Source organism: Vibrio splendidus, from assembly GCF_024347615.1.
Classification (GTDB): domain Bacteria; phylum Pseudomonadota; class Gammaproteobacteria; order Enterobacterales; family Vibrionaceae; genus Vibrio; species Vibrio splendidus.
Genome location: NZ_AP025509.1, coordinates 1964617 through 1978532, shown reverse-complemented (window position 1 = coordinate 1978532; position 13916 = coordinate 1964617). Strand labels below are relative to the sequence as shown.

The window sequence follows — 13916 nt, the reverse complement described above, 5'->3', positions numbered from 1 at the left end:
CGTTAAATTTCTAATTTTTACCAGTAACGGTGATATGGTTAATGTAATTAGAAATATTGAGAGGAAGTAGTAGCGGTAATTAATGCTCTACATAAACACGGTTTATGTAGAGATAGATATTCAAGTAAAAAGATCGTTTGGTAGGGCGCTATATGTTTTTCAGATACTGATGAAGCTGAGCGCGAATTGCCGCATGGCTTTGATTATTTGAGTATTTTTTATGATAGACCAGATCAACTTGAATAGGGTCAATAGGGAAAGGCACCTGAATCTTCTTCAATCCAAGCTCCTCGATTAACGGGTCGTTATCATTAGTTGCACAGATAGCATCGGAGTGTCGCACACACAGCAGCATCGAGCTTGGACTTGTTACCTGCTTAACAATCTTCCTCGGCAGATTCATTTTAGCTAGCTTCTCAATACCAGAGACCTCACGCACCGTATAAGTCAGCGTCACGTGTTCAAGATCGTAAAACTCTTCTAACGTAACTGAATCTCCGATTGTTGGATGGTCTTGACGGCAAACGTAAACAAGGCCTATCTCCTGGATATGTTCATACACAAATGCCTGCTCTTTTTCTTGCTTAAAGCGGGACTCAATCGCCATGTCGATCTTATCGTGACGTAAGTGGTCAAGAACAAGATACTCAGACAACGGGTTCTCAATTAACTTCACCCCTTCAATCACTGGCAGCTGAATCACGATGTGTTCGGGAGCATAGACGGTGAACTCTCTGGGTTTATCCAGCGCTAATTCAAGTCTATGTTCTATCTCTTTAAAATGTCCAGCAAGGGCGTGAGCATCAGATGTGGGCTCAAGCCTGCGACCATGACGAACAAACAACGCTTTACCCAACTGTTGTTCTAAACGTTTAATGCTCGCAGACATAGCTGGCTGGGTAACGTCCAAAACGTCAGCAGCCTGAGTAATGCTGTTGAGTTCGTAAACACGTACGAAAGGGATAATTAGATTTAAGTCCATGTCTATCCACTTGTTGAGTAGGGTTAACACATTATACCAAAATGAACCTCCTTAGCACAAAAAGGGCGGCACAGCGTAACCTCTAAACCAGCAGTGACTAAAATAAGTATTCCATACAAGCCTCATACCTGTGTGACATACTGTAATAAACTCGCTTATCCGCACTCAATTGTGTCACAAACTTAAAGCCCGATTAGCGTGTAATGGATTAGAAAAATAGACCAAATAATTAGAGTTCTAGACATAAGGAAAAGTAAGTCAAACAGCGGAAATTGGAATTAACCTCAATTTTACACTGACTCACTTCGGGGCAAATGTGAGTTACGAAACACCTCGCCGATACGCCTCTGGACAAAACCCACTTAGAGATTCAGCTCTATTAATTGCCTTCGGATAACGTCTAGTATTGCAAGTGGCAGTAGGGATACTTTGCCTACCTCTTACTAGATGGCCTAGTTCAACGTACCACTACACCCGCAGTAATTAGGGAAATGAAACGTAAAAAAGCCAGTAACTTGAGCTACTGGCTATAAAACGTCAACGTGCTTTAAATGGAACAGACCACGACAAATTGAATATTATTTAACTCGTTTAATCTCTGGCATTACGTAAGCGTTGAATGCATCTACGTTTGGACGGTATGCGCGCATTAGAAATGACCAGTTATCTTTAGGTGTGTAAACGAAGTTCTTACCTTCTTGCTTACAAGAGTAATCACCGTATACAACGTCGAATGAACCATCAGCTTTGATGATTGCATCTTGTTGAGAAGATACAACGTTATCTTCGTTACCCATTAGGTACTTATCTTGACCGTATACTGTGATAGAGAAGAACTCTTCAGCAGGCACAGCAGGGTAAGTAGCTTCGTAACATTTACCGCCTACAGCACCTTCGAATGCGTATGGGTGGTACATTGCTGTGCGGTCAGGAGAAAGCACTAGAGCACCCGCAGATACGTAAGTGAACTTTTCCCAGTCAGTTTGAGCTGCAACAGAGTCAGTCATAACACCAGAAGTGCTATCTAGCTTGTCGTACTCAGTGATAAGAGCAGTACGAACTTTAACTAGAGTCTCTAGGTCAGGCATTGGAAGAACGTCGTTTGTCGCTGTACCGTGTACTGCCATTTTGGGTTGGATGTGAGTACGGATGTATTCAGCATCTTCTTCTGATCCATCAGTACCTACACGGAAACCAAGCATAGCGAATTCAGTTTCGAAGTCAGTTGCTTTAAATTCGTAAGTACCGCCACCGTATAGGTAGAACGGAGTGCTGTGGTTTCCATCCATTACGTGAGTTGTAATGAAACGGTCGCCAGTATCTGGTAACTCAAGAGTAAAGTCTTGAGACGTGTTCACGATAACGAGTGAGTACACTGTGTCTTGGTTCGGAGAAACAACGAAGTGGTCATCAGCACGAGTAAGCTCAGGCCAGTGGTGGAAGTTGTTAATACCGTTCATCTTGATGAAGTGATTCATGAATGCACTGACTTCAGCAGTAATGAATTCACCAGCAGTCATACCGTGGTCAACTGGGTTTACTGCCCAATTGCTTGAATCAATCTCAGGGATTGAAACGTGGTGGTCAGCAGCAAGCGCTGTAAAAGAAAGTGCCGCGATAGAAAGTGCAATTATAGATTTTTTCATTTGAATTACCTGTAGCGTAGCAAGCCTAATGGCCATAAGGTGTCATTGGAAGGACTATAATAGAGTGCACTTGAAGACTTGAATATTTGGATATAATAAATAGTGTATTAAGCAGCACTTAACACTTTCGATGGAATAACGGCATTGAGTTAATACCAATGAAAAGGGCCTAATTAATTTATATACCCCCTAAAAGAACTTTATGATGATACTTGTTTTTTAATCATCTCATAAAGCCATTGGTGCTTCTTACTTTGCCTATTTTTCTTATGTATATAAGCACATATCGGGTATGAACTTATTTCATTTAAATTAGATACCTTTATAGCTCGAAGCCCTGTTTCACTATGACCAACAAATTGCTCTACTCCAGAAATAACTAAATCTGAATTACGTGCCACGTCTAATACACTGATAACTGAAGAACTCCTGTGAGCAACCTTCATATGCAACCCTCGTTTAGCTATGAGAGCTTCAAGGCGTGTCGTATGAAAAGTGTTAAAAAAAGGCATTTCTACTAATGCAAAGTCATACTCTAACAATTGCTCGATGGTCACTTCGCTTTCTTTCACTGGGTGATCTTCTCTGACAATTGCGACAAAGTTTAGCTCCCCGAGCGGCAGTTCATAGATATCTTTCGTTGTATTGGCAAACTGAAATTGAACCGCCATATCTACTTGGTCACTTTTTAACATCGCTGGAGTATCATTGGTCATATTGTGAGAAGCAAACGCGACATTCGGGCTTTCAGCCTTAATTTGTGCAAACAACATGGGTGATAACCAAGGAATAATTTGCTGTCCCATATCAATCGTAATAACCCCCTCTAATTCTGAAGGATCAAACTCATGGTGTCCGTTCACCGCGGTATGAAGCTGCGACAAAATTGGTGACAATGACTCAAATAAACTGTCTGCAAATGGCGTAGAATCAAACCCCTTTGGAGTCTTAACAAATAGCTCATCTTCAAAGTGATTTCTCAACTTGTTGATATTCTGGCTCACTGCTGGGGGGGAGATGAATAGTACTTCAGAGGAGCGTTTAAGGTTTTTGTACTCATAAACCACAGAAAACAGCTTCAATAAGTTCAAATCTAAATTCTTAAAGTTATCTTTTTTCATACTATCACCAGAACATTACATATTAAGCTTAGCTTAACAGTAAGTTTTGATTTGTTAAATATTCTACCTGTGAATGAAACCATATAATCTCGCCATCACTTTCAAAGACGAACTACTACCCCTAAAAACTCTGAGTTGCAGAACGACCTCATTTAATAGGGAAAGTTGACTCAAGACTTTGTATAGATTGATTTTATTTTGTTACCTAGCTCGGTAATTACAGCTTATGTCTAGGTGCTAACGACGAGCTTTCTCGTCACTAAATAAAAGGCTATTTTGTATGAAAAAATCATTATTGGCATTAACTCTCGCCACGATCTCTGTTGGTAGCGTTGCATCAACTAACTACGTTGTAGAAACACCTTCTAATGCAAGCGAATTTGTATTGCCGGCCAAAGGTGGTGTTAATTGGGACAATTACGTTGAAGCTGAATCTGATTGGAACTTCCTAGAAACTCAAGACCTTGTTGGTGTAAATGCATGGAAACATGATGCTCCAGTCACCATCGACAACCAAACTATCATCCGATCTAATGCTGACATGCTTTATTCTACAATGGTTGTTGATGTGTCCAAAGGGGCGACTTTTACGGTCACAGATACTAACAATGACGAATATCAAATGATGCAACTGCTCGATGAAAACCATCGACTGAATGTTGTGGTTCGTCGTGGAGAGTCAGTTACGATCACTCCTGATGACCTAACATCGGGAACGCATGTGTTCATTCTGGCTCGCACTAAAGTCACGGCAGATATGGCTGACTCTGTGCGCCGACAAGAGCTCCTAAAAGTTGAAGCCAATTCTAACGTTTCATATGAAGGTAAAGGCTATTTAGAAAAAGACGTCATAGATTACCGCCTATCGCTGATCACAAGCGCGATGCAAGGTGGTTATATGCCAACGGCAGAGCGTTCATTCCGTTCTGACGACGCTTATCCATTGGATTACCGTTATGGGGCTGCTTATGGCTGGGCTGGGCTTCCACCATCTACCGCTGCTTACTTAGAGCGAATTACAGATGAAGGCTCTACTTCTTGTCAAGAGTGGCGTATTCCAAAACCAAATTTGAACACGGCTGTTGGTGGCTATTTCTCTATCACCACATATGGCGCAGATGGTTGGATTGCTAAAGATGGATTCAACATTGAAGGCGATGATATGCGTCAAAATGATGATGGCACTCTATCTGCTTTCTTTAATTGTGACGATCCTAAACTTTCTGCTTACAACCTAAGCGTTGAAGATAATTGGGCTGCAATTGTTCGTTTTTATGAACCTGCTAATGTAGAAGAAACCATCGACTATCTACAATCATTACGTTCAATGCCAGTAACCCCTGTTACGCAATAAACTTAATCACCGTTAGAGTTTCACGACAACGTTCATCTCTAATTGTGGTTATATTTATTCAGCATAACGTATACGAAGGTAAGTAATAAAAACTTACCTTCTCTTTGTTTAATATACATAGAAACAATTTATTCAAACCCTACCCGATATGACGTATTGGTGATCCCTATAAAAACCTTAAGCACCAACTTCAAAGACCATCAAGTCATTCATAATCATAAAAATCTGAAACTAACGTCTTTAATATTTGGGCTTATATCGTTGGTACTCGCACTCACAATGGACTCGTGGGCTATTCGAAGCGCCGTCATTACGTCACCCTATAGTATTACTTTCATCAAGTTCTTTTTGGTGTGCGTTTCTCCAATTATTTGTTTTAGTACTTATTTAATCGTCGCTAGGTTTTCACCGAGTTATAAATTAAACATAGGATGTTTATTTATACTCTCGAGTAACCTTTCCATCATTAATGCGATCACACTGACTCACTCATTAACCTATGCGCCCATAAGCATTATTTCAATGACATTACTGTCGAGACTATTTTTGCTAAAAAAAGTAGTACTGCTCCCTCTTTTTGGTCTCAACTTTGGGCTTAGCTTCATCACCCTTAAATTCATTTATCCAGAGATCAATCTCAATAGCCATTTTTATTTTTCATGCTCTGTAATCGTTATCTGGACTGTCTATATTGGAATGTCAGGATACCAATACACACATAAAAAATTCATCGCCTCTCTGCGAGAGCAAAAATTCTTACGACGAATTACATTACAAAATATGCAAATCGAATCTCTAAATGTAAAACTCGGTCATACAAGTCACATAGATGCACTCTCGAATTTGTATAATCGTCGCTATTTTGACCGAAAACTTAACGATGAAATTCGTCGAACACAACGAGCTAATACTGAGCTCGGTCTCTTGATCGTAGACATTGACCATTTTAAGCAAATTAACGACTGCATGGGGCATGATGTGGGCGATAAATACATTAAATTGGTCGCAACGACTCTTCAGTCTTGTGTGAAAAGGCCTGAAGATATTGTTGCTCGTTACGGTGGAGATGAGTTTGCTTTCATTTTGCCGAACACTCACATGCTCGGCCTTAAAACCGTTGCAATGAAGATTAACCAGAAAGTAAGAGACCTCGAATTGGCTCATCCTAGTGCCGATAGACTAACGGTCAGTATTGGTGGGGCCTTGCTATCATCAGCGAATAACTGCCAAGCATCACTCTTCAAAGCTGCCGACAACAACCTTTATAAAGTGAAAAGAACAACAAGAAATAGTTTTAATATTAGCTAAAGCATCATAAGTAATATGGGCTAAATCAATGGCTTTGGACACAGAGATGCAATCCATAGCCATGCGGTGATACCTACCATAGGGTTATAGTTCGTTTAACCGTCATCTATAAGATATCCAAATCATTGTGATTTACTAAAAATCGAAGTTCAAGCTAAAGTCGAAGTAACTGCTCTCTTTAGGGTCTTTATCGTCAAAGTAATAGTTGTACGAAATCGTGGGCTTTACACCGAAGATGTTTACGGTGATCCCTGGAGATATATACTGTTTATATTCACCTTCGCGGTACAGTTTAAAAGAGTGCACCTTAATTTTATTATAATGTGTCGCTTCATGAGTATAAGACAATGACGCTGACAGCCATGAATTGACCTCATAAAATGTACCAATGGTTTTATCTAAGCTGATCTTTTCCAAACGTACTTTCAAATCTGGAAAGTCAGTAATTCGATTATCGATATACTGAGATGAAACGTTTGAATAAAAAACAAAATCGTTCCAACCAATCGCACTGAATAGCCCAGCACTGTACACCATCACATTGTCATCGTTCCCACCAACAGAGGTGGTCACTTCATTGTAGATTTGGTCTGCTAAAATAAACGAATACCCAACCCCTAGCTCCAGGAAGTGGTCCGTATCTGCTTGACCAAAAATGCGCCAATCATCATTTAAGTTATAAGAACCATATAGTGTGTACGTTAAGTCATCGTTATTACTTTTACCAAGAAAATCACTCTTACTAACCGAAATATTGAACGTTTCACCCACCAAATCGACCGCTTCTTGCCAATCAGCAGAAACAGGGAAAGATAAGAAAGGGATAACGAGTAAACAGAGCTTTTTCATAGATAGAACCTTTGATAGTGACCTCCTTGCCATTAAGTATTTATAAGTTGAATGTATAGTAATAAATCATTAAACATGAGCATATTGAGTGTTATGAAAAAGCCTATTAAGCAAAGCTTAATAGGCTTGAATGGACGGGCTATCCTTAGCCCTACATGAACTCCAGATATTCAAGATTGCTTATCGATATACGTTGTTAACGATTTCATCTTTTACTTTTTAAAGCTTTCAGAATAATGAATGAAGTCCACTCGAAAGTGATCTTGATCATTACTCTTACTTAAGCATAAGAATGAAGTTACTTGTTGGTGTGAGCTTTGATAACAGATGATCACCACCGCGTATCAGGTCATATGAGCCATTTAGAGTGAAGACATGATCACTGCTGTAATCAGATTTACTGTAGGAAACATTGAATGTTTCTCAGATGGTATCCAGAGCATCGCCATACGCAAACCCAGCAGAGAACGACGCGATAGCACCTACGATGGCAAAGGTTGATAATTTCATAAAAGTTTACTTAGTTGTGGAGCAATAATGAAGCCACTCCCAATTAAGGAAATGGCTTCGACTTTATTACTAATTAGGCTTATTTAGCGAAGCGTGCTTTGATCTTAGCTTTGATAGATTGAAGCTTAGTCTTGTCCATATTTTGCAGCTTAGTTAGTTTCTCAGGAGAGATTTCACCGTTATCAATCTTGTCTTTAAGCTTAGCCTTAGCCATAGCTTTCATGTGCTCGCCGTTACCAGCTTCTACGTTAAGAAGTGCTTTGATAACCTTAGCTGTCTTCTCACGAGAAACGTCAGAACGATCTTGTGATGCAGCTAGGATTTCAGAGTAAGTCTTCTCACCGAATACTTGCACTAAGTTCTCGTTGCTGTTCCAAGCATTTGAGATTGCGTCAGCACCACCATCTACTTTAGCTGCATCGAACAACATTGTAGTTAGTAGAGAAGAGTCAGCACCGTTGTTAGTGATTGATACATTGTTAAGTACAGTAATCTGCTTAACAGTCATTTCACCGCTAGTAAGCATGTTAAGGGCTGCTTGGTTAGCACCATCACGGTCAGTGCCAGAGAAACGGCCATTAGCTTGGAAACCCATGTAATTCTTTGCGTCGTCACCAAGGTCAGAGCCTTGTACTAGGCCGTTAAGAGTACGTACTTGGATTTCTTTGCTCATGCTAGTGAAATCTACCCACTCGATAGGGCTAATTTCAGGAGTTAGAGAACCATCACGACCAGAGTCAGGCAGAGTTACTTGACCACCAACTACGTTACCTAAGTTTTGACCCTTCCAGAACACGTCACCAGACAGTTTATCAACACGAACGTCGTACTTAGAACCGTTTAGGTCAGTTACTTCGATGAATACTGAACCAGCAGATTCATGTAGAACTTTCCAAGATGCTTCGTTGTCAGCAATTGGACCTTCAGCGTCTGGTAGACCAGGCTTGTTGTCTACTTCTGGTGCGATTGGCTTGTTGTCAACATCTGGAGTTCCAGGCTTGTTATCTACACCTGGAATTTCTGGATAGTCGATATCAGGGTGAACTTCTGAACCACCAAGCTTACCATCTATGTTCCCCCCACGAACTGGTGCATCACCACCGTAGATAGCGTCACCACGACGTTCACCGATATTATTTAGTACATCTTGACCAGTGCCAATTGTTTTCCAACTGCCAGTACCGTTACCTTGTTCTTGCTGAATCCAGAATGTTCCGTCATGTTTCTTATGCAGGTTGTAGTTCTGACCAGCCGAAGAGAAAGATACGTTACGGTCGTCTGTACGTTCTACATTGTGAAGCTTAACTTGCTCACCGTTAACCATAGTGATTAAGTAGTCGTTACCAGAGATGTGAACCTCACCACCAAGCTCACCAGAGATGATGCGATCTAAACGGTCGTTACCTGGTTTTTCAACATCAACTTCAGGAGTAACTGAACCATCTTTGTCGATGATTGGACGGTTAGGGTTAGATGGAGCATCTACACCGTAATTCTTATCAGCTTCAACACGTACTGAGCCGTTAATCTTGCTGATAGTAACAGTGTTGCTTTCACCAACGATAGTGATACGGTCAGGGCGGATAACAACGTTGTTACCATTAACACCGTCAATACCTACTAGAGTACCTTCACCGTTGTATTTAGCAGTACCGATAGTGAAGTTACCTTCTGAACCATCTAGGTTGTATAGGTTAACGTTACCGTCAGCAGCGATGAAACCAATCTTCTCGCCACCTTTGAAGATGCCACCATCTACAATAGTGATACCTTGAGCACCTGGACCTTGGTCAGATACGCCATCACCATCAGTAATTGGACCGAAGTCAACATCAGGAGTATTAGCTAGTACGAAACCGTTATCTTTAGTCCATGCAGCGTGTGGGTTACCGTTCATGTCGTAGATGAAGTAACCTTCACCTGCTTTCACGTAAGTACCTACAACGTCACCGCTCTGGTTCACAAGAGTGCCGTCAGCCATTGGGTTAAGAGTTTCAACACCGTTGTAGTAGATTTGACCGTTAGCAACAGACCAACCGTTAACACCTTCTTGGCCTTCACCATCAGGAACAGCTCCAGTTTCGAAGTCGTAGTCAGGAATTCCGTTATCATCAGGAGAACCACTACCACCCGTAGAGCCACTCAACAACGCAGCAGTCAAGCCAAGAGCGCTAGCGCCAACAACTGCCCAAACACCTTTTTCGTCTTGTTCGTAAGTAACGCCATTTAACTCAACAACGCGCTCATTTTGAGCGTTAAGCTTTGCAAGAACAGAAGCATCGATAGCGTCCATCTGACTAATGATGGCTTTTTGCGTCGCTTGATTTGCTGCTACAACATCGACTTTTTCAGCCAATGCATTAAAAGAAAGAGAAGAAGCAACCAAAGTTGCTAGAATTGTTTTGTTCGTGTTCATGTAAGTAATCCGCTTGATTGTTAAGTTAATGCCATGTGTGCTCATTGCTTTGGCTGCGGACCATCCTTGGTGACGATGCGGGCATGTTATGCGGATCTAACCTACGTGAATATTTATGATATTTTAACTCGCTATTAAGCACAGCTTAATACGGATGGGCTAATAGTACGTGTAGAGAATTGTCTGTATTATTTTTTCTTATTGGCAAGTTGAGAATGTGTATCTATTTAAACAATATCACTATCAAGCTGACGTCTAGATTTAGAAGTAGTCGATTATTGAATTTATACCCTTATTGGAACTATAAATAACAATTATTCATGATGTTAAGTAAGAACAGCATTTCACCGTTAATAGTGAATCTATACGAAGGTTTGTAGTGGATCAGAAAATTCAGCCACATTGTTAGATATTCTAGGTATTAGGAAACTAGGCCGCGAAATATCTTCCAAAAACGGGAATACTAATTTATCAACTCAATTGGATAACTATGAGTAGGGAAGACTCAGGTTAACTAAGGTATGAATGAGTAAAAGCACTAACAATAAATGGGGCAAAAATCATTTAGACCAAATGTTCTAAATTGTGTGATCACCAAGCGATTCTGTCGTATCGTAACTACCAAGCGACTTTGTCATTCGCTTAATTACCGAGGGAAATTGACGGTCTCTATTTTTACGTAATCCTTTGACTAGTGCTACGAATTAGTCAGGGGTGTATAGGATGATCGTTATGGATACTCAATCTCAGCTTACCGTGGATATCATCGCAAAAGTTGCTCTCGGTAAAATCTCAATTACTAATGCCTCTAAGCTCCTCAAGAAGTCTCGCAGAACCATCGAACGTTATCTCAGGCGATATCGCTCTGATGGTATCCGATTTGTGGTTCATGGCAACACAGGAAGGGCACCCGCTAATAAAATCCCCATTACCTTAAAGCAACAAGTTCAAGCTCTTATAAAGACCAAGTATTACGACTTTAACATGCTTCATCTCGCCGATATGTTAGAGGTATTTGAAGGTATCAAAGTAAAACGGGAGACGCTTCGTACCTGGGCACATGAAATCCATCATGTAAAACGAGCCAAACATCGACGTTCTAAGGTAAGAAGACGACGTGAGCGTATGGAAGCCGAAGGCTTAATGCTGCAAATGGACGGCAGTCCGCACCTTTGGTTCGGTGATAAAAAATCCTGTCTTATCGCCATGATTGATGATGCAACCAGTGAGGTTCATGCGGAGTTTTTTCCTTCAGAAACCACCGAAGGATGCCTCAAAGTAATGAAAACTTATATCAAGAAAAAAGGTCTTTTTAAGACTCTGTATGTCGATAGAGCTGGCATCTTCGGTGGACCAAAACGTTGCCACTTCTCCCAGATGCAACGAGCCTGTGAAGAGCTGGGTATAGAAATTATTTTTGCCAATTCGCCTCAAGGCAAGGGTCGCATCGAACGTGCCTTTGATACGTTCCAAGATCGTCTAGTCCCTGAGTTAAGGCTGGCTGGGGTTACTGATATGATCAGTGCAAATAACTACCTACAAAATACCTTCATCCCTGAGTATTGGGCAACGACCCTCACAGTCAACGCCAAATTAATGCGCTCTGAGCATACACCCGTTCCGAAGTACCTCAACATTGACGCGATATGTATTCAAAAAGAATATCGAAAAATCCGTCGAGATCATACCTTCAGTTACGCCAACGCAATGTATCAAATCACCTCCCCATTACGGCACTCTATCGTGAGTCAACAAGTCGAATTACGTAAGCAACTTGATGGTGGTTTTACGGCTTACTTTGCTGACCGAGAGTTATCGATTAAAGAGCTTACTGAGCCTAGCTCTAGGAAAGAATACGGAGAAGAGGTTCAGAAAAAGATCGAGGCTATAGAGCTTGCCAATGAGTTAGGGAATGTTAGAGAAGCGGCCCGACAAAGCGGTTGTTCTGTCAAAAGCATTCACAACAACCGTCAATTGCTTGAAGCCCATGGCCCACTTGCTTTGAAACGTCTGTATGGTCAATCACACAACAATAATCGCATCGATGAAAAGACTCGAAATATCGTCATCTCATTAACACTCAAATCGCCTCACCTAACCTCTATTAGGATAAGTGGTGAGATGAGAAAGCGTTTTAACATCTCGATTAGTCACTCAACAGTAAGGAACATCTGGCTTGAAGAAAAGCTGAATACAAGAGAGTTACGGGAGGCACGTGCCGAGGAATCAATTATCGAATAGAAACTAATCTGCAATAGTGGACTACTATGAATAGAGCAGCGACAGAATCCTTCGGTATTTAGACCGTCAACCTCCCTCGGTAATCACACCAAATGTTCTAAATTGTGGGCTGTGGGTGGAATAGTACTACGAATTGAATTTACTAAGCAGCTATCGACAAGTAAACCTGACGTTCGTTAGCTAGCAAAACAGAATCGAGGGGCTTAAACTAAACAATGTCACTGCTGCAGTTTAATCGGCTGTAGTTAGTTGTAAAACTACACAAGTATTCAAGAAACTGTATCAGGAAAATTATGCGATATTTTAGTAAGCGCTATAAAACGAAGGTCAACACATTGCTGCATTTAGCAAAGATAAACGACCTCCCTTTGGGATTTGTAATTGATACCTTGAAAGGCAGAAACGTCCTAAAGCAAGACGAACGCTATAAAAAGCGCGACGGTCAGCGTGTTGTTTGGGACGAAGCTGATATAAGTTGCTCTACTGCTGCTTTTCCTCTGGAAACCCTAAAAGGAAAACGCTTAAACTCTTTGGCTACATGCTTCACACTTGAGCAATTCCATGCTTTGGAGGAGCGTTATGGTCATTGTCCTGAGAATATAGCCGTCAAAGCAATTGCTGCGCTTTCTGCAATATGATCGATCTTCAATCTCGCACTCTATAAAACAAGGTAACAACGAGTTAGAAGTAAGTGACTAACCATTGCAGCTTATTACCTCCATATAGGGCATCATTACATTTGTCATTCTGTAATGCTTTACATACTCCCAGAGCTTCTCTTGCTCAAATCTGTTGGCTCTTTTTGCCTCTGTAAGTGCTTCAATCGCGACATCAATCCCGATCTTGTTACGGAACTTAAAGCAATCAACAATCGTCCGCTCAACGTCCGATACTAAAACAGGGATGCCATCAACTTGTGTTGAGATCACCCCCAAATCCGTCACGTCCCTGGTACGAACAATCTTAATGCTTAGGTATTCAATATTGGGAGCCCTATCATTTTTTTTAATGCTGAGCCATATCTGAAAAGGCGCTTGGGTAGTGAGATTGTGGTAACGGAGTGCTGATAGAAGGCAAATAACCCCTTTTTTCGCTCTGACACTGACCTCAGCTAAAGAGTGCACCTCCAATTCTTCTCTGCCTACATACCCGTAGAGTCCTCGCTGTAGTTTTTCTATGTCACCTTTTTCCACAGCGCGAGAAAGGGCGGCACGAGTTACATTGAATTTTGCAGCGTCTGAGGTGGTGCACACAACACTGCTATTGGGCGAAAATAGCTAAACTCATTAAAAATATCCAAATTCCTACATGTCAAAAATGATTCAGATAAACAAAAAATCATGAGTTTAATATTTCAATATATAATGTTAACAAAAATATCCACATCAATATAATTAACCAACCAAATTGGTTAATTGTGGTGATTTTTTCTAATTAAGATTTATTAATAAGTCAAATGGATTGATTGGTTATATTGTGCGATATCGCT

Annotated in this window: 10 protein-coding genes; 4 read left to right on the top strand and 6 right to left on the bottom strand. The window is 40.9% G+C overall.

The features are described 5' to 3' along the window. Positions 1 to 148: 148 nt before the first annotated feature. From OCU90_RS25935 to OCU90_RS25925, 3 genes are all read right to left on the bottom strand, one after another. A complete protein-coding gene (locus OCU90_RS25935; protein WP_143700563.1) occupies positions 149 to 982 on the bottom strand; it encodes a LysR family transcriptional regulator in 834 nt (277 codons plus the stop codon). A gap of 578 nt (positions 983 to 1560) precedes the next feature. After that, positions 1561 to 2628, bottom strand: coding sequence for a DUF1254 domain-containing protein (locus OCU90_RS25930; protein WP_061023106.1), 1068 nt, complete (start codon positions 2626 to 2628; stop codon positions 1561 to 1563). 200 nt (positions 2629 to 2828) lie between these two features. Beyond that, positions 2829 to 3749 carry a LysR family transcriptional regulator gene (locus tag OCU90_RS25925; protein WP_061023104.1) on the bottom strand — a complete coding sequence of 307 codons (921 nt, stop codon included), beginning with the start codon at positions 3747 to 3749 and terminating at the stop codon, positions 2829 to 2831. Between the two features lie 280 nt (positions 3750 to 4029). Here OCU90_RS25925 and OCU90_RS25920 point away from each other — a divergent pair, with 280 nt between their 5' ends. Beyond that, positions 4030 to 5103: a DUF1254 domain-containing protein gene (locus OCU90_RS25920; protein WP_061023102.1), complete on the top strand. Its 1074-nt coding sequence runs from the start codon at positions 4030 to 4032 to the stop codon at positions 5101 to 5103. Between the two features lie 522 nt (positions 5104 to 5625). Beyond that, the gene (locus OCU90_RS25915; protein ID WP_061023100.1) at positions 5626 to 6411 is read left to right on the top strand and encodes a GGDEF domain-containing protein; all 786 of its coding nucleotides are present in this window, start codon (positions 5626 to 5628) and stop codon (positions 6409 to 6411) included. A gap of 135 nt (positions 6412 to 6546) precedes the next feature. On the opposite strand, the gene OCU90_RS25910 is transcribed toward OCU90_RS25915, so the two are convergent. Continuing rightward, positions 6547 to 7260, bottom strand: a complete 714-nt coding sequence (locus tag OCU90_RS25910) for a hypothetical protein (RefSeq protein ID WP_061023098.1) — start codon at positions 7258 to 7260, stop codon at positions 6547 to 6549. A gap of 589 nt (positions 7261 to 7849) precedes the next feature. Then, complete coding sequence (locus tag OCU90_RS25905; RefSeq protein ID WP_143700562.1) at positions 7850 to 10186, bottom strand: hypothetical protein; 2337 nt, start codon at positions 10184 to 10186, stop codon at positions 7850 to 7852. Positions 10187 to 10909: 723 nt separating this feature from the next. Here OCU90_RS25905 and OCU90_RS25900 point away from each other — a divergent pair. After that, entirely contained in the window at positions 10910 to 12427 is a 1518-nt protein-coding gene (locus OCU90_RS25900; protein ID WP_081090036.1) for an ISNCY family transposase, read from the top strand. A 293-nt stretch (positions 12428 to 12720) separates the two neighbouring features. Further along, positions 12721 to 13065 carry a hypothetical protein gene (locus OCU90_RS25895; RefSeq protein WP_050642937.1) on the top strand — a complete coding sequence of 115 codons (345 nt, stop codon included), beginning with the start codon at positions 12721 to 12723 and terminating at the stop codon, positions 13063 to 13065. A 57-nt stretch (positions 13066 to 13122) separates the two neighbouring features. On the opposite strand, the gene OCU90_RS25890 is transcribed toward OCU90_RS25895, so the two are convergent. Continuing rightward, a complete protein-coding gene (locus OCU90_RS25890; protein WP_061026099.1) occupies positions 13123 to 13680 on the bottom strand; it encodes a type IV toxin-antitoxin system AbiEi family antitoxin domain-containing protein in 558 nt (185 codons plus the stop codon). Positions 13681 to 13916: the final 236 nt, after the last annotated feature.

What these genes read in the sequence shown, in the direction of transcription:
- OCU90_RS25905 (WP_143700562.1), bottom strand. Translation starts at nt 10,186, where the DNA reads ATGAACACGAACAAAACAATTCTAGCAACTTTGGTTGCTTCTTCTCTT.
- OCU90_RS25915 (WP_061023100.1), top strand. Translation starts at nt 5,626, where the DNA reads ATGACATTACTGTCGAGACTATTTTTGCTAAAAAAAGTAGTACTGCTC.
- OCU90_RS25935 (WP_143700563.1), bottom strand. Translation starts at nt 982, where the DNA reads ATGGACTTAAATCTAATTATCCCTTTCGTACGTGTTTACGAACTCAAC.
- OCU90_RS25900 (WP_081090036.1), top strand. Translation starts at nt 10,910, where the DNA reads ATGATCGTTATGGATACTCAATCTCAGCTTACCGTGGATATCATCGCA.
- OCU90_RS25910 (WP_061023098.1), bottom strand. Translation starts at nt 7,260, where the DNA reads ATGAAAAAGCTCTGTTTACTCGTTATCCCTTTCTTATCTTTCCCTGTT.
- OCU90_RS25895 (WP_050642937.1), top strand. Translation starts at nt 12,721, where the DNA reads ATGCGATATTTTAGTAAGCGCTATAAAACGAAGGTCAACACATTGCTG.
- OCU90_RS25920 (WP_061023102.1), top strand. Translation starts at nt 4,030, where the DNA reads ATGAAAAAATCATTATTGGCATTAACTCTCGCCACGATCTCTGTTGGT.
- OCU90_RS25930 (WP_061023106.1), bottom strand. Translation starts at nt 2,628, where the DNA reads ATGAAAAAATCTATAATTGCACTTTCTATCGCGGCACTTTCTTTTACA.
- OCU90_RS25925 (WP_061023104.1), bottom strand. Translation starts at nt 3,749, where the DNA reads ATGAAAAAAGATAACTTTAAGAATTTAGATTTGAACTTATTGAAGCTG.